General features: G+C 69.8%; 15 protein-coding genes and 1 CRISPR repeat array. Of the genes, 7 read left to right on the forward strand and 8 right to left on the reverse strand.

Annotation, left to right across the window (positions count from 1 at the left end; all coding sequences use genetic code 11):
* Positions 1-151 precede the first annotated feature (151 nt).
* The 4 genes from KM933_RS40320 to KM933_RS21720 all read left to right on the forward strand — a co-directional run bounded on the left by KM933_RS40320 (position 152) and on the right by KM933_RS21720 (position 4,717).
* Positions 152-2,284: a tyrosine-type recombinase/integrase gene (locus KM933_RS40320; RefSeq protein ID WP_308013498.1), complete on the forward strand. Its 2,133-nt coding sequence runs from the start codon at positions 152-154 to the stop codon at positions 2,282-2,284.
* Positions 2,274-2,681, forward strand: coding sequence for a DUF6262 family protein (locus KM933_RS21710; RefSeq protein WP_221354674.1), 408 nt, complete (start codon positions 2,274-2,276; stop codon positions 2,679-2,681). The genes KM933_RS40320 and KM933_RS21710 overlap by 11 nt, the downstream gene beginning before the upstream one ends.
* 112 nt (positions 2,682-2,793) lie before the next feature.
* Complete coding sequence (locus KM933_RS21715) at positions 2,794-3,939, forward strand: DUF6183 family protein (protein WP_221354676.1); 1,146 nt, start codon at positions 2,794-2,796, stop codon at positions 3,937-3,939.
* A gap of 379 nt (positions 3,940-4,318) precedes the next feature.
* A complete protein-coding gene (locus KM933_RS21720) occupies positions 4,319-4,717 on the forward strand; it encodes an NUDIX hydrolase (protein ID WP_221354678.1) in 399 nt (132 codons plus the stop codon).
* 3 nt (positions 4,718-4,720) lie between these two features.
* On the opposite strand, the gene KM933_RS21725 is transcribed toward KM933_RS21720, so the two are convergent.
* From KM933_RS21725 to KM933_RS21760, 8 genes are all read right to left on the reverse strand, one after another.
* Entirely contained in the window at positions 4,721-6,220 is a 1,500-nt protein-coding gene (locus tag KM933_RS21725) for a hypothetical protein (RefSeq protein ID WP_221354679.1), read from the reverse strand.
* Between the two features lie 190 nt (positions 6,221-6,410).
* The gene (locus tag KM933_RS21730; protein WP_221354681.1) at positions 6,411-6,584 is read right to left on the reverse strand and encodes a hypothetical protein; all 174 of its coding nucleotides are present in this window, start codon (positions 6,582-6,584) and stop codon (positions 6,411-6,413) included.
* Positions 6,581-7,639: a DUF8094 domain-containing protein gene (locus KM933_RS21735; protein ID WP_221354683.1), complete on the reverse strand. Its 1,059-nt coding sequence runs from the start codon at positions 7,637-7,639 to the stop codon at positions 6,581-6,583. Before KM933_RS21735 ends, KM933_RS21730 begins: the two co-directional genes overlap by 4 nt.
* Positions 7,640-7,686: 47 nt before the next feature.
* Positions 7,687-8,673, reverse strand: coding sequence for a GNAT family N-acetyltransferase (locus KM933_RS21740; RefSeq protein ID WP_221354685.1), 987 nt, complete (start codon positions 8,671-8,673; stop codon positions 7,687-7,689).
* A complete protein-coding gene (trpA, locus tag KM933_RS21745; RefSeq protein ID WP_221354687.1) occupies positions 8,670-9,524 on the reverse strand; it encodes a tryptophan synthase subunit alpha in 855 nt (284 codons plus the stop codon). The genes KM933_RS21740 and trpA overlap by 4 nt, the downstream gene beginning before the upstream one ends.
* Positions 9,521-10,810: a hypothetical protein gene (locus tag KM933_RS21750; protein ID WP_221354689.1), complete on the reverse strand. Its 1,290-nt coding sequence runs from the start codon at positions 10,808-10,810 to the stop codon at positions 9,521-9,523. The genes trpA and KM933_RS21750 overlap by 4 nt, the downstream gene beginning before the upstream one ends.
* 43 nt (positions 10,811-10,853) lie before the next feature.
* Positions 10,854-12,119 (reverse strand): ATP-grasp domain-containing protein, encoded by a 1,266-nt coding sequence (locus tag KM933_RS21755; protein WP_221354691.1) that lies wholly within the window; start codon positions 12,117-12,119, stop codon positions 10,854-10,856.
* A 42-nt stretch (positions 12,120-12,161) separates the two neighbouring features.
* A complete protein-coding gene (locus KM933_RS21760; protein ID WP_308013499.1) occupies positions 12,162-13,352 on the reverse strand; it encodes an MFS transporter in 1,191 nt (396 codons plus the stop codon).
* Between the two features lie 937 nt (positions 13,353-14,289).
* Between KM933_RS21760 and KM933_RS21765 the strand changes: the two genes are divergently transcribed.
* Genes KM933_RS21765 through KM933_RS21775 form a run of 3 tightly spaced genes read left to right on the forward strand, consistent with a single transcriptional unit; the run spans position 14,290 to position 17,365 of the window.
* Positions 14,290-15,135, forward strand: coding sequence for a helix-turn-helix domain-containing protein (locus KM933_RS21765; protein ID WP_221354695.1), 846 nt, complete (start codon positions 14,290-14,292; stop codon positions 15,133-15,135).
* On the forward strand, positions 15,132-15,926 hold the full coding sequence (locus KM933_RS21770; RefSeq protein ID WP_221354697.1) for an SAM-dependent methyltransferase: 795 nt from the start codon (positions 15,132-15,134) through the stop codon (positions 15,924-15,926). Before KM933_RS21765 ends, KM933_RS21770 begins: the two co-directional genes overlap by 4 nt.
* A complete protein-coding gene (locus KM933_RS21775) occupies positions 15,923-17,365 on the forward strand; it encodes a helix-turn-helix domain-containing protein (protein WP_260333944.1) in 1,443 nt (480 codons plus the stop codon). Before KM933_RS21770 ends, KM933_RS21775 begins: the two co-directional genes overlap by 4 nt.
* Before the next feature lie 747 nt (positions 17,366-18,112).
* Positions 18,113-18,991: direct repeats of the CRISPR family, unit length 29 nt; unit sequence GGGACCATCCCCGCGGGTGCGGGGAGCAC.
* Position 18,992: the final 1 nt, after the last annotated feature.

Consider the following 18,992-nt stretch of genomic DNA (forward strand, 5'->3'; position numbering starts at 1 on the left):
GCGAACCGCCGCCCTTTTGGGTGTAGTGCGGCCAGAGTTCCGGGGCGAACGGTTCGTCCCTCCGGCCGGACACTTCCTGGCCCCGACCCCGTGCAGGATCACCACGTGCTTGAGGAGGAACGCCTCCCGGGGCTTGTGCGCCGATCACGATGTGGCCTGGCGCAAGGCCGGGCGCCCCGAACGCGAGGCGTGGATCGCGGACCCGGCGAACAGGCCGGCCGGGCTGAGCCTGGACGTGGCTTCGTGCCTGGTCGCCGGATGCCCCTATTCCGGGGGCCTGTCACGCCTGTGTGACCTGCACCTATCCGGTTGTAACGGTCTGCACTCACGCGGCCAGCGCATCGGCGTACGTCAGTACGCGGCTACGGCGACGGTGCTCTCACGTCCAACTGCCGGACGGTGCGGCTTCGCGGGCTGCGGTTACGAGATCAGCCGTCACGGTCTGTGCGACGGACACCACTACCGCTGGACGAAAGTCGGACGGCCGCCCCTGTCGGAGTTGCGCGCAGAACTGGAACGCCGCGCCACCCCGAGCTTCTCTGTTGCAGGACTCCCACCGCTGGTGGCGTTGGAGTTCCAGTACCTGCTCCAGGTCCGCACCGACCAGCGCCGGTCGAAGGTGGTTCCAAGCTCCTGGGTCCGCGCGGTGAACACAGTCATTGCCGAGGGCGCCACTTCGGCACGCGACCAACCTGCCTCCTACTGGCGTCAGTTGTCCCTCAGCCACACCACCGTTCCGCAGCTCTTCACGGACCTTCTGGAAGCCCTCGGTGACCTGGACGGCCCTGCTGAGGAGTGGGACAGGGACGTGTGGCGTCCGGAACGCCTCGGCTACAGCATCGAGGAACGACAGAAGGTCGCCCCACTGGACTTCACCGGCATCACCCAACCCTGGCTACGGGAGAGGACCAAGCGCTACATGCGGCTGCGGCTCGCGCGCACGGAACTGCGGTCGGTCGCGCGCAATCTCCACGACGTCGTTGTCTTCTCCCGGTTCATCGCCGAAAGCCGCCCCGACCAGCAGAACGACCCGGCAGTCCTGGACCGTGCGTTGCTGGAGTCGTACATCGGCTGGGTCGGCCGCAGGACGGTAGAGAAGAAGGGACCTCACTACGGGCAGCCGGTGAGCCCCGGCAGCCGCAGTCGTCTGCTGTCGGTGATCTCCACCATGCTCGAAACGTGGCGCCGCTACGGGTGGCAGCCCGCGCTGCCACCCAATGCCCGGATCCACCGGGACGAGTACCCGCGCCAGCGCGGACTGAAGGCCAATTTCATCGACGAGTACCTGATGGAACAGATCGAGTCCGAGGAGAACTTGGCCCTGCTCGATCCTGAGACCCGCACGCTGGTGCTGATCTGCCGCGACGAGGGGCTCCGCATCGGCGAGGCACTCACTTTGAAGACCGACTGCCTGAAGAAGACCCCGTCGGGCCGCTGGGCCCTGGTCCACTACAAGAGCAAGGACAAGAGCTTCCGCGCCATCCCCGCCTCCCGCGTGGTCGTGGACGCTATCCGCGGGCAGCACGGCCGCGTCCGGGAACGCTTCAGCGACGGCTGCCAGTGGCTGTTCCCCAAGGTCAGCGGCAACCCGGACGGGAAGTATCCGATGCCCTACGGCACGGTCGACACCCGCTTCGACGCCTGGCTGAAGCGCATCCGCCTCATCGACTCCAACGGCGACGCCGCCATCGTCAACTGGCATCAGTTCCGGCACACTCTGGGCACCAGAATGGCGAACGCGGGCGTGTCCGGACGCACCATCCGCGAAGTCCTCGGGCACACCTCCTGGGAGATGCAGGAGCACTACTCGCGTATCGCGGACGACACGCTTCGCCGTGAGTACGAGGAGAAGTACGAGGTCCGCTTCAACCTCAAGGGCGAGGCCGTCAAGGTCCGCCGCGACGCCGACCTGTCCGGCGTCGAGTGGCTCGCCAAGAAGATCGGGCGCCGACTCCACGCGGTGGCCGGCGGCTGGTGTGGACGGCACATCGCGCGTCCCTGCCCCAAGACCGCCGCCGACGGCTGCTACTTCTGCGAAGATTTCCAAACCGATCGGCAGTTCCTGCCGATCCACCGCGACACCCTCGCCCGCACACGCGAACTGCAGATCAGCGCCACGGCAGCGGAACGCCCTCGCGCTGCTGCCGTCAACGAGAGGCTGGCCACCGCCGTCGAGCATGTCATCGCGAGCATCACCGACCAGGAGCACGACGAGCTGTCCCCGCCACCGGACGACAGTGAAGCCATCCGCCACGAGACCGAAAGGGCAGCCGATGCGAGCTGACAACTCGGCCCACCTGGCCGAAGCCGCTCAACAACGCCGCCTGGACTGCATCGAACGCGTCCAAGCAGTCCTGAACAGCCTGGAGCGTGACGGCGGCCCGGTCACCGTCGCCGGGGTCGCCTCCCGGGCCGGGGTATCCCGCACCTTCCTCTACGACGACGCCCAGACAGTTCTGCTCAACAGACTGCGGAATCTCGCCAGCGGACAGCCCGCCTCGGGCCGTCCCGCCCTGCCCGACAAAGAGCGCATCACCACCAAGTCCCACGAGGCCGTCGTGCGCACGCTGCACGGAGCCAACCAGAAACTCAACGAGGAGAACGCGCGGCTCCGCAACGAGCTCGCCGTGACACTCGGACAGCTCCGCGACCTTCGTCGAGGCATCCCAGTCGAACGTTGACGACTGGGCATTCGTCTCATCGGAGACCACCCGCGCGGCTCGCAGTCCCTTCACTGGTGTGCTGACGGCCCAAATGGTTCGGCACCGTCCGAGCGCGCATAAAGTCAGTGGCGTGGCGGAGAAGATAGAGAAGATCGTGGCGAAGCTGCCGCGCATGAAAGACGTCAGCAAGGTGGCGGGCCTGGCGGAGCTCCGCCTCGCGGAGGGGGACGCCACTTTCGTGGCGGATCTCGGCATAGCCCTGAACGGAAAGTACGGTGCCGAAGGCGACAGCCTTTGGCAGTACCGAAGCCTCTTCGGCACGCTGCTGAGGCTCCTGACCGTCACCCCGGGCCAGGAGAACATCGAACAGGGGCTCCGCCTGGCGGCCACGACCGAGTCCAGCAAGCGGAGCCAGAGTCGCCATGTGGCGTCCCTGCTTGCCTCCAGCCATCCCCCGCAAGATCTGGCCGTGGTGTTCGCCGGCGGTTCCTCGCATGCGCGTGCCTCTGAGGAACTGCGGGCGTGTCTCGTTCACGAGCTGGTTCTCCGAGGCGTGGATGTTGCCGAGATGCCGGGGATCGCGGGATGGGCGACCTCGCCGCACTGGGGCCACCATCCGCTGGGCTGGCTGCCGCTGTCGCTGTCTGCGTTCGAGGAGGAGCCCGGGCTGCCGAGCTACCACGCTCGCGGGGGCAGTTGGTCGATACCGTACGGGCGGTCGGACGACGGTCCGCAGACGGCACCGGACGGGACCGCGCACGTCTCGTTGACAGCTGAGACGACAACGGACGCTGTGGCCGAAGCCCTCGCCGCGGCGGTGTCCAACTGGTCCGAAGAGTCCAACGGGCGGATAGAAGCCAGGACTTTCGATCTTGGCGAGCCGGTCAGGGTCACCGCTGTCCCAAGCATGCTGGCGTCCCTGAAACTGGAGTCCCTCCGAGGGCTGAAAGCCAGCGACCGCGCTGTCGTCTCCTCATGTCCAGCAGCTCAGGCATGGCGGTTGGTCTTCGCAGCGGCATCGACGGGCGGGGCGTACAACCACGGGCTGCGGGGAGCGTATGGGCGTTTGGCCGCCTGGCGGTCGCTCGCCGGCCTGTCGGGAGCGGCTGTGCACGCGTCGGCCGCTGAGGTCGAGCAGCAGGTACTGGAATGCGACTGGTACAGCTTCGGGGCTGCCACCAAGTGGTTCGAGCGAGTGGCCTGGGACATCGGCCTGGCAGCCATTGCCCCGGGGCGTCGCCAAGTGGCGGTGTTGGCCGCGACGGACACCGACTGAAGAGCCCTGATCCTCGCTGTCGTACCTGGTCAACGTTTGGTCAGGCAGCTCCCGCTCCACGTCGCTGACACTGACATCCACGCAAAAGGCCAGTTCAGCAAGCTCAACGAAGCCAACAGATCCAGATAACGGCCTGCTCATCAGTCAGAAATTCCACCGGCATGCGGCGGACGGTAGCCACCCCACACCAGTGATCAAAGATCTTCCGCCGAACCCCGGCACGGGACCGATCACCCGTGCTAGGCGCTCAAGATCAAGTGCTTAGCGTTAATGGCTGTACCGCTACTACTCAACCCCGGAAACCGGCCTGCACGCCACCGGCGCCAGCGTAGTGTCCATCGTCACCGATGCCGCCCAGGGCGTCCCGCGGGTTACCGCCGTGATCCGAATCGCCGGCTTCACCGGCTCCCTCACCACGGTGGAGCCGCAGAAGTTCACTCGCTGGGAGTGGCACGACCTCCACGGTCTCGGATGTCTCGGCCCGGTGTTCACCCCGGCCGCGCACGCGCTGGATGCTGTCTGGCCCGGTGTCATCCCCGGCCTGCCGCCGGTCAACGCCTACCCGACCGCCGCCGAACCCCCGCCGGTGCCCGGAGAGCCAGCCGAAGCTGTCCGGCTACGCCACTACATGGCAGATGCCGTCATCGCGGGCGGCTGGGCGCCCTCCGCCGTGGTCCAGGAGGCGCTGCGCGCGGTGCCCCGGCACCGGTTCGCACCGGAGACGGACCTCATGACCGTCTACGACGACAACCTGGCCGCCGTCAGCGCCTACCACTGATCATCACTCCGCCTCACCAGCGCCTCGGGGTGGGCAGGGGGATCGGTGCGGTGAGGGCGCGACGGCGAGTGTGCTCTCCAAAGCGACGCGCAGGACCTCACAGGCGCGTATGGCCTCGGCCTCATCCTGTAACCGCCGCTGCCAGCTGGGTTCTTCTTCTGGGGTGCGCCGGCCGCGGGTAGGCGGCTGCCGGTAGACGCGGGCTGTGTAGCTCTGGAGCGGGGTGGGTGCATCGCTCCAGGTCTGCACCGGCAGCGAGGCGAGGAAGACGTTCTCGTCCTCGCGCAGCACCGGCCGCCGGTCCGCGATCGTTTCCGCTCGTCGGCGGATGTCGCCGCGTATAGCGGCGAGACGTGCGCGCAGTGCGGGTCGCAGCTGGTGAGCGTAGCGCTGCCAGGACGGATCGTGGCGGAGGTAGCGCTCGCGGAGCATGGCCTGGTGGCGTAGCCCATCGTCGTCCGTCTGCGGGACGTGGACGGGCGGCCCCTCGGCGGGCGGCAGCTCGCCTTGCTGCCGGCGCCGGGTGATCTCGTGGTGAAGGTAGGCGGCCGCATCGCGCAGGTGCGGGGGCACTCCCCAGCAGGCGAGCTCTTCGGCGAGGTCCTGCCAGGTCCAGCCGAGGCGGATCAGGGGCCGCAGGGCGTAGGCAGCACGCCGCGAGCAGGTCTCGCGCAGCCACCACACCTCGCGCTGCAGGCGTTGGGTGAGCGTGATGGCGTCGGCGCACTGGCTGGGCGTGAAGGGCTCGCGTCGTCGCGCGGTGCGCGCCCGCCGCGTGTAGTTGCTCTCCCCCCTTCCTTCTTGCAGACGAGTGGAGCCTGAGGTGGGAGCAACAGAAGGGGTGCAACGCCCCTGGCTGCGGTTGGACCGCCGGACGGGGCGGGCGGTGCGGCGGGCGGCGGCGATCGCCCGGGTGCGGCCGGTGGGGGTGTAGCCGATCAGTCGGGCGCGGTAGCCGCGGCCGCGGATGCGGTGGCCCTGCGCGCGGTCCCACCGGGGCGGGGCGAGGAGGGCGTAGAGGGTGGCGGTGCCGCGGTAGCCGTGGGCGGGCTGCCAGGTGGCGCTGTGCCGGGTGCGCAGGGCATTGCGTTTCGAGCCGTGCTCGACCCAGGCGATCAGTCCGAGTTCGCGCAGGTAGCGGGCGTGGTTGAGGACGGTGCGGCGGCTGACGCCCAGTTCGCGCACGGTCGCGGTCACGTTGAAGGCGACGTGGCCGTCGCGGTTGCGGTGCGCGCGGGCGGCGAACGCGGCCGCCAGGCGCAGAGTGGTGCCGCCGGCCTTGGGGTGGAAGCGGATCATGTACCGGGCCGCGGCGAGGAAGTTGTCTGCGCGGCGCAGCTGGCGGGAGCCGGTGGCGTGCACTTCCTGGGCGTCCCGGTCCACGATCAACGTGGACGGCCCCGCTGAAGTCGGCGGCTGCTGACGCGAGGTGCCGGTGCGCAAGGTTGGTCGCAGATCCGTGTGGCGGGCCGGGTCGTGGTCGGGCATCATGGCTCCTGTCACGGGTGCATCTCGTGACGCACAAGGCCGGTGACGGTCTGGTGGTTTGTGAGAAACCTGATTGGTCGGGTGTGGGGTGGCAGCCCCGGTCCGGCAGATGAATTTGTGATCACAGGCCCGGTGGGATCCGGGCGTGTGACGTAAGGGGCGAAGCAGACGGTCGGCACCGTTGCTTTCGCCCCTCGTCTGCTCTCTAGGTGTCGCGCGTGTCGGTGGAGGCCATCCCGGCCCGGCGCGGCGTGTTGGCCGGTGGCGGCGCGGTTGCGAGGTGGCGGTCTTGCCAGGGCGGCATCAGGACGGGGCCGCGCAGCCAGGCGGGGGCGGGGTACTGCGCTGTGAAGGACGGGTCCGCTGAGGTGGAAGTCATTGGGAGTCCACCATGCGGAACTCGTGCGAGAGGATCGTCGGTTTGCCCGTGGTGGGCAGGTGGGCCAGGAGCATGCCCTGGAACTCGTCAATCACGGCGATGCGTTTGGCCGGGTTGAAGACGGCCTGCCGCTCGTTCGGGATGATCTTCGCCTGGAAGATGAGCTCTTTCTTGATCTCGTAGTGCTGGTCGTGTGCGGAGGGCACGATGGCCAGGGTGGAGCCGTCTCGCAGCTTCAGTGCGTAGATCTGCTGGTGGCGGGCGTTGCTCTGCTTGAAGTACTTCGTGGCCGCGCGAGTGTCGGTTCCCTTGCTGCGTTCCTTGTAGACCTTCAGGGCCGCCGTGGTGGAGGCGCTGCGGGCCAGGGCTTGTCCGGCGCCGGTGCCGCCGGTGACGAAGAAGTCCTCGAAGGCGTCGGCGATCTGGTTAGGCGCCAGCCGTCCGCTGCGTGTCGTGGGGTTGACGGCGGTGGCCAGGCCCGCGCGGTCGGTGGCGATCGGTGCGGGCAGCCGCGCGCCCTTCTTGTCTCCCAGGGCGACGGTGAAGACGTTGCGCCAGCCCTTGCCTTGTTGTGCCTGGTCGAAGATGAGCAGGCCTCTCCAGTCGGTGCGGTCGACGGTGGCCTCGATGGCGAACCACCGTTCCCCGGCCGGGGCGTAGATAACTGGCTTCACGTAGTAGAAGGGGGTGCCGTACTCCTTGCGCTCGGTGGCGGTGCGGGTGCGCCAGGTCGTGTAGTCCGCCGCGGACTGCTCGAACAGCTGCCCGCCTTCGACCGTGGCCAGGAGCGCGCGGGCCCGCGGGTTCAGTGCCGTGCTGCGGCTCTGGGCGGCGTTGGCCCGGTTGTTGGTGGCGACGTACCTGGCGAGGATGTCCTTGGCCTCGTCGCGGGTCACGGCTGCCTTCGGGGCGGGAGCCGGTGTCGTCGAGGAGGTGCGGACGGTGCTGGGCGGATCATCGCGGTCCTCCCCCAGGCCGCAGCCCGCGGCCAGGGCGACGGCTGCGGTGGTGGCGAGTGCGCACGCGAGGCGGTGGTAGGGCGGCGAGGTGCTCATGAAAGTCCTCCGGGAAACGGTCGGGATGGTGGATGGTGCGGCGGATGTCAGGCAGCGAGCCGGATGGGCGGGCCGGGTGCGGTCGTGGCCGCCGGCCTGGTGCCGCGGCCGGGGTCGAAGGTGTGAAAGCCCTCGTGTGCGAGGTCGTCGAGCAGGTGGCGCAGCAGCGCGTGGGCGGGGGCGATGTGCCGGTATGCGGGGTGCGTGATCTGGGCGGCGCTGTAGCAGCGGTGCTGGCGGGTCAGGCACAGCTGTGCGGCGACGGGGGCGCCGTCGATATGCAGGTCGGCTACGAAGGCGCCGGTGGCTCCGATGTCCGGCACGATGCGGCGCCACGGGATGGTGTCGGCCGCGCCGGGGCCCGCCGGACACGTCTGCTGCAGTGCGGCCAGCACCCTGAGGCCGTCGAGCAGGGCCTGCTGATGGTGGGAGCGCCGGTAGGTGACTGGGCGGGAGGCGGCCAGCTGGGCCCAGTGCCGGCACCGGCGGGCGTGCTCGCGCCGGCGGCTGGGGGCGAGGGCATCGGCGTGGAACGGCAGCGCGAGAACGGGGGGTGGGGAGGCATCGGTGAGGAGGTTGTCCTGGACGACGGTCCGGACGGCGCGGCCGAAGGCGGTGTCGGCGCGTACGCCGGGCAGGGCGAGGTCGGCGCCGGTGTCGTGCAGGAGCAGCAGGTGCAGCGCGAGCGCGCGGGCGACGGCCTCGTTGTCGGCGTGCGGGCCGGTCAGGCGTACCTGCGTGGCGTGCGGTGCGGACAGCGGCAAGATCTGTGTGCGGGCCCGGCTGCGTAGGCGGGCCAGGGCCAGTGCGGCGATGATGCGGCCGCCGGCGGTGGTCGCGGTGAGCAGCAGCGGCACGGCCCGGACGGGCAGGAGCCGGGCGTGGCCGCTAAGCCAGGCCGGCGACTGGAAGGGGGTTGCAACACGGTCCTGGGCGTAGAGGGCGGGCCAGTGCCGGGCGAGGATCTCGAGCGCGTCGGCGCCGAGACGGGTATGGACGGTGCAGGGCACGGCCGGGTCCGCACGGCCGGTCATGTCCCAGGGCCCTTGGGGCGCAGAGCGGCGGCGAAGTCCCGGGCGGCGGATGCCGCCACGGCGATGGGCGCGCGCGGTTCGGCCTGGATGCGGCGCAGCACCGCGGAGCCAACGACGACGGCATCCACCCAGGCGGCCGCGGTACGCACCTGGGAAGGGGCGGACAGACCGGTGGCGGCCGCCACCGGCAGGGAGGTGAGGGCGCGCACCCGGCCGGTGAGGGTGGGCAGGTGCGGGCCGATGGGTTCGGTGTTGCCGGTCAGGCCGGTGGTGGCGGGTACGTAGATGAGGCCGGTGGCGTGGGAGACGATGCGCGCCAGCCGGTCGGGTTGCACGGTTGGCGCCAGGAGCGCGGCGGTGCCCAACGGGGCGCAGTGGGCGATGGCCCGCCACGGGCCGGCCTGGTCCAGGGGCAGGTCCCGGATAAGGACGGCGCAGATGCCGGCGTGCGCGGCGTGCTGCGCGAACCGGGCGGCGCCGTAGGCGTGGACGGGCTGCCAGTGCGAACTCACCAGTACGGCAACGCCGGTGCTAGCGGTGAGCTCCTGCGCTGCGGCGAACAGCTGCGGCATGCGGAATCCGGCCTGCAGGGCGGTGCGCGCGGCCTGCCGTACGGCGGGTCCGTCCCGCACCATGTCCAGGTGCGGGACGCGTAGCTGGACCATGTCCGCGCTCTGCGCGAACAGATGCTGCACCGCCCGGCTGGTCGCCTGGTCGGGGAAGCCGGCCACGGCGGACAGGATCAGCGCGCACCGGTCCTCGCGCCGCGCGCCGGCGAGGGCCCGCTGGAGCGGTGAGGAGCCTTTTGCGTCGGGGCGGACGCTGGGAAGGCGGGTGACGGGGCGCGTCATCGGCTGCCGTCCGCACCGTACAGGCCGGAGCGTTCCAGGCGGCGGATGTGCTGGTAGTCGGCCTCGATGGCCTGTGCGCGCGGGTGGCTGAGGACCACTTCGCCCGCCGCGGACCGGGCGCTGGTGGTCTGTTCCACTGGAGCGCCGGGGATCAGGCTGTTGGTGCAGTGCGCGACGGTGGGCAGGGCGCGCAGGGCCGCCAGATGGCGCTCGTCCAGGTATCCGCGGTGGGGGGCGTTGAGCCGCACGCGCACTATGTGCCGGAAGGCGGACGGTTGCTCGGCGGTGGGGGGCGCAGCCGGGGGCGGCAGGACGGTGTCCAGGGCGTGGCCGAGGCGGTTGATGCCGGTGGCAGCCTGCAGCACCTGGTCGGCGGGCGAGGTGGCCGCGGCCGCGGCCATGGACAGCAGCAGCGGCCCGCGGCCGGGCTCGTAGATCAGGTGGCAGCATGCCGGTCCGGCGCGCACGCCCAGGATCTGCAGGACGCGCTGTGTGTACAGGGCCAGGGCCCGGGCGAGCATGCCCTGGCGCGGCAACAGGTCGATGCGGGCCAGGATGGTGTCGTCGGTGTGGCTGTGCGCCCACACGTCGGTGATCGTGTGGGTCGCTTCGCCGCCGGCCGGGGCGGGGCGGGTGAGGCTGTGGGTGGTGTAGCGGCGGCCGGGCAGGTGTTCGCGCAGGATCAGGTGGGTGCTGCCGCTGTAACGGTGGGCGGTGCGCCGCATCTGCGGCCAGGCCACGGCGATCTCACGGCTGCTGCGGCACAGCACCGGTGCGGCCGGCGCCCCCACCGCGGCCGGCAGCAGCAGGATTGCCGGGTGTGCGCAGATGCGCCACCAGGCCAGTGCGGTGGTGAGTTCTTGGGTGCGCCACGTGCACGGGACGCCTGTTTTCGCCTGGGCCAGGACGCGGGCCTGCTCGCCGCGGTCGCAGCGGCGCAGCGCGGTGGCGGGATCGGCCGGTAAGGCCAGGGCGTCGGCGAGGCGTTCGGCCAGGGCAGCTCCGCGCGGGCTGCCGGCCAGGACGGCCCGCACGCCGAGACTGCGCAGCCGTCGGCTGGTGCGGGCCAGGCCCCCGTCGTGTACGACGGTGTGCCCGTATCCGGGTGTGCCGGGTGAGCAATGGCCGCGGGAAAGGCTGTCGGAGGTGGTGACGGCGACCGCGAGGGTGCCGCGGCGGGCCAAGGCGCGGGCGTAGTCGGCGCTCGGGCAGGGAGCAACGATGGCGGCCGCCGCGGGCAGGGCGCGGCGGCGGCCCGGATGGAGGGGCGCGGTGGAAACAGACATGACGATCAGCTCCGAGGGCTGGAGGACGAAGACGGGGGCAGGGTCAGGTGGTGCAGGCAGGCGCGTGAGCGGGCTGGGCGATACGGGTGTCGAGCAGGGCGGCCGCCTGGGCCAGGCGGGTGCGGCATTCATCGGCGCTGGCGCCCAGGACGACCCAGTGCGCGAGCCGGTCGGCGAGCGTGGCCCGCGCAGGGGCCGATACGTGCACACCGGGTGTATGGGTGAGGACCATCCGCTCCAGGCCCGGCACGTGCGATCGGCCGGGGTGCACAGCCAGCTGCTGGAGGGTGCCGGAGGTGGTCGGGTAGGCGAAGGCGATGGCGGCGGCCCGCTGCAGTACCGGCTGCAGGCGTGGCGGCACCCCGGTGGCCAGGTCCGCGGCGACCTGTGCGAGGTCGATCCCGGTGGCCCGGCGTACCAGCACCGGCAGCAGATCCCCGCCCAGGCGGCCGTTGACTTCCACGATGCGCGGTCCGCCGGGGGTGAGTTTCACCTCGATGCACAGCACGCCCAGGGTGATGCCGTGGGCGGCGACGGCGCTTTCGATGAGCTGGATCAGGCGCGGATCGCTCAGCAGCGGATCGCGGGCATCCACGCAGTGCCCGTATTCCTGCGTGGTGCCGGACGGCGCGGGCAGTTTGCGGGTCACGGCCAGGATCCGCACCCGGCCGGGCCCCAGCACGGCCGTCTCCACGCTGATCTCGGCGCCCGCCAGGTACTCCTCGATGAGGACCCCGGCGGGCCCGTAGCGGTGCAGATCCATCACGGTCGCCTGACGGGCCTCATCGAAGGCCTCGCGCACGGCGGCCGCGCAGTCGGCGCGCCGCACCCCGGCACTGCCCGCCAGGGACCGCGGTTTGACGATCACCGGATAGCCGATCATCTCTGCGAGGGCGACGGCCGACTCCGGCGTGCTGGCCTGCACGGAGCGTGCGGAGGGCACCGTGCGTTCGGCGAGCAGACGGCGTGAGAGGACCTTGTCGCGGCAGGCGGCCATGGACTGCGGGCTGCTGCCTGGCAATCCCAGCAGCTGCGCCACCACGGCGGCCGTCTGCACGTGGTGTTCCATGTAGGCCAGCACCCCGCCGATGGCATGCGCGCGGTTGTACGTACTGACGGCGGCTGTCACCGCCGCGGCGTCGGTCAGATCGGCGTCGATGACGTCGACCAGGTACGGGCGGGCCCAGGTGGGCACGGACCGCTCGACGGCGACAACGGGGTGCCGGGCGGCGATGGAGCTGAGGGTGTCCGCGCGGTAGGCGGCACTGTCACCGACGCCGATGAGGACGAGCGGAGTATCACTGGGCACAGCAAACCTCCAGATGAGAGGGGAAATGAGGGGTGCGGCGGCTCAGCCGGCCTTGAGGGCGGAGGTCATCGGCGCAGGCGGTGCGGCTGTGGCGGGCGGGCGGCGGACAAGGACGCCGAGCGGCAGGCAGGCCGCGGCGCCGACCAGACCGCAGGCCGTCAAGGCCAGCGCCACACCGGGGTGGCCGCCCGTGCTGAGGGCCCAGTCCGCCATCAGCGGGGCGCCGATCACGGCGACGGCCAGGGTCGTGCCCCAGATGCCCGCGTACAGGCCGCGGGCGTGGGCAGGCGCGATCAGGTTGACGATGTTGGCGGCCGCGACGAACGCGATGATCTCGCCGGGCACCGCGCTCACGACGGCCGCGGCGTAGCCGACGGGGTGGGAGGTCAGTCCCGCCGAGCCCATACCGGCGCCCAGGATGACGGCGCTGAGCGCCAGGAGGCCGACCATCGGCACGTTGCCGGCTGCGCGGCGGGCGAGCCAGGGGTTGAGCAGCGGGGAGAACACCAGCACGGCGATCGCGCCGGCCACCTGGGACCAGCCGTAGGCACTGACCGCAAGGTGGTCTTGGACCATCAGTACGGGCAGCACCGAATACAGGGCCGCGATCGGGATGAGGGCGCACACACTGACCAGCCACAGCAGCATCAGACGCAGGTCGGACACGGCGTCTTGGAAGCTGCCGCTGCCTGCCCCTTGGCTGCTGGCCGAGCAGGCGGGCAGCAGCTGCCGGGCAGCGAGCGCGAAGAGGGCGCACGCAATGGCGTTGGCCCAGAACAGGGGTGCGGTGCCCAGCTGTTCACTCAGCAGGCCGCCGACCGCGCCGGTGCAGGCCGCGCCCAGATTCACGGCGAAGTGCCGCCATGCCGCGATCTTTGTCCGGGTGGGCTCGTCCGGCACACTGTCCATGATGAGTGCGGACACGATCGGGCGGGGAGCGTCATAGACGGTGCCCGCGAGGAACGCGGACACCGCCAACGCCGTCAGACCGTGGGCGTGGGCGAGGATCGAAAAGATCAGGGCCGCACCCGTCATCGCGCCCACGAGGGTGGCGCGGCGGCCGATGCGGTCGGCCAGGGCCCCGCACGCGATCTGTCCGGTCAGCCAGCCAGCCCCGAACAAGGCCAGCACGATGCTGGCCCAGGCCGCCTCCACGCCGCGGGAAGCCAGATGGTATGCCAAGAACGGATAGACAAAACCGGCGCCGCGGATCAAAAGCGTGCCCAGCAGCACTACCCAGATCAGAGGCGGCCATGGGGTACCGGCGGCCGGCGCGGACTGTGGGAGTGCAGGCGCGGTTCGGGCAGGTGGAAGCGTCACGACGGCTCCGGGTGAGGCGCGTGGTCAGGAGGGGTGAGGGTGCCGCCGGGGGGACGGCGGCACCCTCGGTGACCGAAGAATGCCTGCGGCAGAGGGCGTAGCAGGCGACGTGCCGGAGGTTGCACGGCACGGCTTCGGTCCCTGCCCGGCCGACGTCAGGGGTGTACGGCCGGGGACCTGGAAGCAGGCTGGCGTTCCGTCAGGCCAGCAGGTGGCACGAGCCGGTGAAACCCGGCGGCCTTCGCAGGAGGCGCCCACGCAAACCGGTGGGCTGAAGGTCTGGGGAGCCGGTACGCGAGGCGTCGCCGCCCGCAACTGGTGCGAGTGCAGTGCGCATGACAAGGGCTCTCTGTAGGGCGGGGCCCGGAGCTCAGGATCCGGCCACAGGCACAGAAGGTCTCGAATCTTGTGTGCAGGCAGGTCTATCCTGATCGCGGTGGCGTGCTGCTAACACGCCGGCCGGGCATCCCAGTGATGGATGGGTCCGTTCCTGGTGTGCTGGACTCGGATGAGTCCTCGGGTGGCCGCCCTTCTCGCAGGGCGGCCACCTTTGTGCGTGCTACACGGTGCGGACTTGCGTACGCAGTGGGCTGCGCTTGCTGCACCGCATCCTCACGAACAGCCGGTGAGCCGTATCCGGTTGCGCTTTTCCTCCTGCAGCCAGCGGTCTTTTCTGGTCCAGGTGCCAGGCGCCTTTCGGCGGCGCGCAGCACGGTCTTGCGGCACCCCTTCTTTGCAACTGTGCGGCGGACGAGGCGAGTTAGACATACTCAAGGGGTTGTGCGCAGAGAATGCAAGGTACAGGGTTTGCACTACCAGCAGGTTGCGGAAAGTGCCGGAAGGGGATCCTGTGGCTCGCGAGAGGTCTGGGAGGACTATCGCGCACCTTGTTCTCGCCACCCGGCTGAAAACTTTGCGTGAGGCTGCCGGCATTTCCCGGGAGGAAGCCGCCGGTGCGCTCGGCGCCCATGTAGCCACCGTCCGCCGCATTGAACGGGCGGCGACCTCTTTGGACGGGAATCAGGTCCACACCCTGCTCAGGACCTACGGTGCGGGCACCGCCGAAATCGAAGAGATCCTCGGCCAGCTTGTGATCGCCAACCTGCCGGGATGGTGGCATCCGTGGCGGTCCGTGATGGACGCCTGGCAGCTGGATCTCATGAGTGTGGAATCTGCCGCCCGGATCATCCGCGTGTGGGAGCCGGCACTCGTCCCGGCTTTGCTGCGCACCCCGGCTTACGCCCGTGCTGTCGACAACGTCCGCAGGCCTGATCTCTCCTCTGCGGACAACGACCGGCGCGCCGAGTTGCTCGTCGAACGTCAGCAGCGGTTACGTCAGCAGAACACGTACCTCTGGGCGGTGATGTCGGCTGCAGCGCTGCACACCTCGGTAGGCGGCGAGAGCGTGATGGCCGAGCAGCGGCAGGCGCTGAGAGCGGCAGTCGAGCGTCCCGACGTGACTCTGCAGATCTATCCTCTGGACGGTCCTTGTCATGTTATGACTGGTATGCCGACTATCACCATGTACAGGGTGGATGTGCCCGGTGTCCCCGACCATGTGGTGCGTGAAGGAGATCTGCACGGGAGGGCTGAAGTCCTGAGCGGTCTGCGGGAGGTGTCGGCGTATCACGTGCTGCTGGACCACGCTTCCGTTCTCGCGCCCCACCCCGACGATTCGAAAGAGGCGTTGTCATGACCGAACCAACCCGCCCGTCTGACCAGATCGACACATCCGTCGCACACAGCGCGCGCGTGTGGAACTACTGGCTCGGCGGAAAAGACCACTACCCGGCCGACCAGGCCGCCGGTGACGCCTACAGCAGCAAGTACCCCAACATCGTCCCGTTCGCCGGGGAGTCGCGGGACTTCCTGCGGCGCACCACCGCTTTCCTCGCCAGGCAAGGAATCCGGCAGTTCATCGATCTGGGCGCCGGCCTGCCAACCAGCAACAACACCCACGACGTCGCACAGCGGATCTCACCCGACTGCCGCGTGGTCTACGTGGACCACGACCCCATCGTGCTGCTGCACGTCCATGCCCTGCTCACCAGCACCCCCGAAGGCGCTACCTCCTACGTCCAGGCGGACATGCGCGACACGGAAGCCGTGTTAACCGGCGCAGCCAAAACGCTCGACATGACCCAGCCGATCGCCCTGGTCAGCAACGACGTGCTGGGCCACATCGAGGACTGGGACGAAGCCCTGAGCCTCGTGCGCCGGCTGCTGGAACAGCTTCCTTCGGGCAGCTACCTGTCACTGAGCCACTCCACCGCTGCGGACAAGGAACATCAGGCAGTACAGGACGAATACAACAGATCCGGTGCCATCCCCTACATCTTCCGAGAGCCCTCGGTGACCGTCGAATTCTTTGAAGGCACCGACCTGGTCGAGCCCGGATTCACAAGCTGGCCCCGCTGGCGCCCCGACGCGACCACCGGCATCCTCACCGACCGGGCAGGCTGGGGCGGAGTGGCCCGGATCTCATGACCACCGGCAGTGCGGAGCCTGCATCTGCTCCTCCAGCGACAGTGACCCGGTACCAGGTGGTGCGCCGGCTCACCCGCGCGGCAGCGCACTCGGATGACCAGCTCATCGCTGAAGCCGCCGCACTGCTCGGGGGATGGGCAGTCCTGCTGGATCTGACGGGTGACGTCCTGTGCGGCACTCCTCATACCGCCGGCCCCGAGGGGGTGCATGCCGCCATGCACCCCCAGCTCCACCCGCACGTGACCATCCGCAAAATGGCCGGCGCCGTCCTCGTCATCTGCCCCGGCCCGGCAGCGCCCCCGTCCCGCACCGAAGCGGTCGCACAGACCGGCGTCGACCTGCTCAGGATGCGGGCACGGATCCATCGGGCACAGGACGTCCACCATGCCGAACAGCGCCTGCACGCCGCCGTTGTGCGTCTGCTGCTCCACGGCCAGCCACGCCTGGCCGTGGGCATACTGGACAGCGCCGCCGTCACACACGCCACGGTCTTCCGGCTGACCGGACAAGCGGTGCAAACCGCTTACCGGGCCTACTGGCGGACGGCGCAGCCCCGTACGTCTCCCACAAGTCCCCGCATGCTGGTGTGCACAGAGGGACACGAGCTGGTGTTCGTCGCTCTGCACCGCCGCGGTCACGACCAGCACTCGGCACGCTTGTCCGTCGCGCGCATCGCCGACCGGCATCACCTGGCCGCAGGCGTATCGGACCCCGCACCGCTGGACATGGTCGCCACCGCGTGGGCAGAGGCAGGCCATGCACGCCACACCGCAACGGCCGGCAGCCTGGCGTTCGCAGCCTCGCTGGGCGCGCACGACCTGCTCCGTGTCGTCCCTGCCGGACGGCTCGCCCGCTGGTCCGCTGCAATCCTCAAACCACTCAATCGCGAGCAGCACCGCACACTGGAGACATACCTGCGATCAGGATCCGCTCAGTCCGCCGCCTCCGTACTCGACGTGTCCGAAGGCACGGTGCGCACACGACTACGCTGGATCAGCACTCTCCTCGCCGCCGAACTGGACAACCCCACCGTCCAGGCCCAGCTCCTCCTGGCTGTCCGGGCCCCTGCCGCTCCCGCACAACCCAGCGCGGCCGCACAGCTTGCCACGGATCCCCCGGTGCCCACTGATCTGCTCAACTCCGAGGAAGCCCGCCAGTGGGCCACAGCCCTTCTCAAACCCTTGGACAAGCCACTGCGTATCGCCCTCCGATGCTGGCTTCGGCACCGCGGCCGCACCGCCCCTGCTGCCTCCGAACTCGGCCTGAGCCGCAGCACACTCACCGACTGGCTGAACAAGTGCGGCAAGACGCTGTCACTTGATCTGTCATCCGCGACCGTACGCACAGAACTCCACCTGGCCATCGAGACAATCGCCACCCCCGATGATGCCCCGGCATTGCTGCCACGACGAGGCGGCAGAACATATAGAGAACACTAGGACCGGTCCCTGAATCTGGCTTTGCCCGCGGTTCCGACCGCATATCCAGTCCTGGGCGCACATCCGAAGCTCTCCGATCGGTACTTGGCTTTGTACGTGGGACTCGGCAACAGATATCGATGACGGCCGACAACGCCCCGCTTGTAGCAGGAACGGTGTCGACGGGAACGGCCAACGCCTGGCCGCAGAACCACGGCGCGGCGCCGGATGCTCTTCGACCTGGGGTGTCGACGGACTTCGGCTGCCGTGTGGCTCCCCAGTCCTCTGAGGTGTTGCTCGAACTCACCGACACTCGCGGCCGGTGAAGGAGCCAGACGGTGTCGAAACTCGCGTACAAGCGTTGCCGCTCGCCATGTACATAGCCAGGTACTTTCATTTGGCGCGGCCGACTCGTATCGAAGAGACCTTCTTGTGCAGCCAATCCGCCACCGAACCTGACCTCATTTGTATCCGATGATCTCACGTTCGTGAGGCGTCGTCCGCAGGCGACCGGTCGACTCCCGCAGATCATCAAATGAGACCGCCAGGCGCAGGGCAAATTACAGGATGCCGCGGAACCCTAGAAATGGTCGGGCAGCCAGGGCTCATGGTCCGTCATGGTGCGGATCAGTTTGATGGGTGGCTCCTCAGACCTGGCGGAGACTCCCGCGAGGCGTGCTGAGGCTGTTGTCCGGTAGCTGCCTGCACACCAGACAGCCAGTTGCCGACGAGTGATCCGGGCTCCGCCTCCCGCCCTATCCACAGGTTGGGGCCAACCCCGCGGGTGCGGGAAGCACACCACCCAGCCGCCGGCGTCGTGGCCGCGGGGCCATCCCCGCGGGTGCGGGGAGCACATCGCGCCGGGCCCGGACAGATCCCGCTTGGGGAGACCATCCCCGCGGGTGCGGGGAGCACCCGTCCTGGTGCTGGACAAAGCAAGCTGGGGCGGGACCATCCCCGCGGGTGCGGGGAGCACTCACACCGTGGCCCTCGTCTCCGTCGGGCACGGGGACCATCCCCGCGGGTGCGGAGAGCACCCGGTGTGACCCAGCGCCCAGTCCTGCGCCGCGGGACCATCCCCGCGGGTGCGGGGAGCACGGGTCAACCGGCAACCTCGCAGGTCAGACCCGGGGACCATCCCCGCGGGTGCGGAGAGCACCACGCTTTCTCGATCGCGGCGAGCGTCTGCCGGGGACCATCCCCGCGGGTGCGGGGAGCACTCGGAGACGGTCGTCTCGATGACCTCACCCGAGGGACCATCCCCGCGGGTGCGGGGAGCACGGTTCGGGTCAGGGCCTTTTACATGTCCGGACGGGACCATCCCCGCGGGTGCGGGGAGCACGCGATGCCAGTGCATCGCCACACCACCCGGGTGGGACCATCCCCGCGGGTGCGGGGAGCACCTAGGAGTGGAAGACGAAGTAGAACGCCACATGGGACCATCCCCGCGGGTGCGGGGAGCACTCGTCCGTGTCGCCGGGGGTGACGACGTGCCGGGGACCATCCCCGCGGGTGCGGGGAGCACGGCGGCGGCGTCGTGATGCTGGCACCGCCCGCGGGACCATCCCCGCGGGTGCGGGGAGCACTTCCACACGGACCACGCCCTGACCGCCGGCCAGGGACCATCCCCGCGGGTGCGGGGAGCACT

Origin of the sequence: Streptomyces beigongshangae (assembly GCF_019710745.1) — a bacterium.
Taxonomy (GTDB): domain Bacteria; phylum Actinomycetota; class Actinomycetes; order Streptomycetales; family Streptomycetaceae; genus Streptomyces; species Streptomyces beigongshangae.

Bases quoted from the DNA above. Each gene is read 5' to 3' on its own strand.
- KM933_RS21710 (WP_221354674.1), top strand. From the start codon at position 2,274: ATGCGAGCTGACAACTCGGCCCACCTGGCCGAAGCCGCTCAACAACGC.
- KM933_RS21730 (WP_221354681.1), bottom strand. From the start codon at position 6,584: ATGACTTCCACCTCAGCGGACCCGTCCTTCACAGCGCAGTACCCCGCC.
- KM933_RS21735 (WP_221354683.1), bottom strand. From the start codon at position 7,639: ATGAGCACCTCGCCGCCCTACCACCGCCTCGCGTGCGCACTCGCCACC.
- KM933_RS21740 (WP_221354685.1), bottom strand. From the start codon at position 8,673: ATGACCGGCCGTGCGGACCCGGCCGTGCCCTGCACCGTCCATACCCGT.
- trpA (WP_221354687.1), bottom strand. From the start codon at position 9,524: ATGACGCGCCCCGTCACCCGCCTTCCCAGCGTCCGCCCCGACGCAAAA.
- KM933_RS21750 (WP_221354689.1), bottom strand. From the start codon at position 10,810: ATGTCTGTTTCCACCGCGCCCCTCCATCCGGGCCGCCGCCGCGCCCTG.
- KM933_RS21770 (WP_221354697.1), top strand. From the start codon at position 15,132: ATGACCGAACCAACCCGCCCGTCTGACCAGATCGACACATCCGTCGCA.
- KM933_RS21775 (WP_260333944.1), top strand. From the start codon at position 15,923: ATGACCACCGGCAGTGCGGAGCCTGCATCTGCTCCTCCAGCGACAGTG.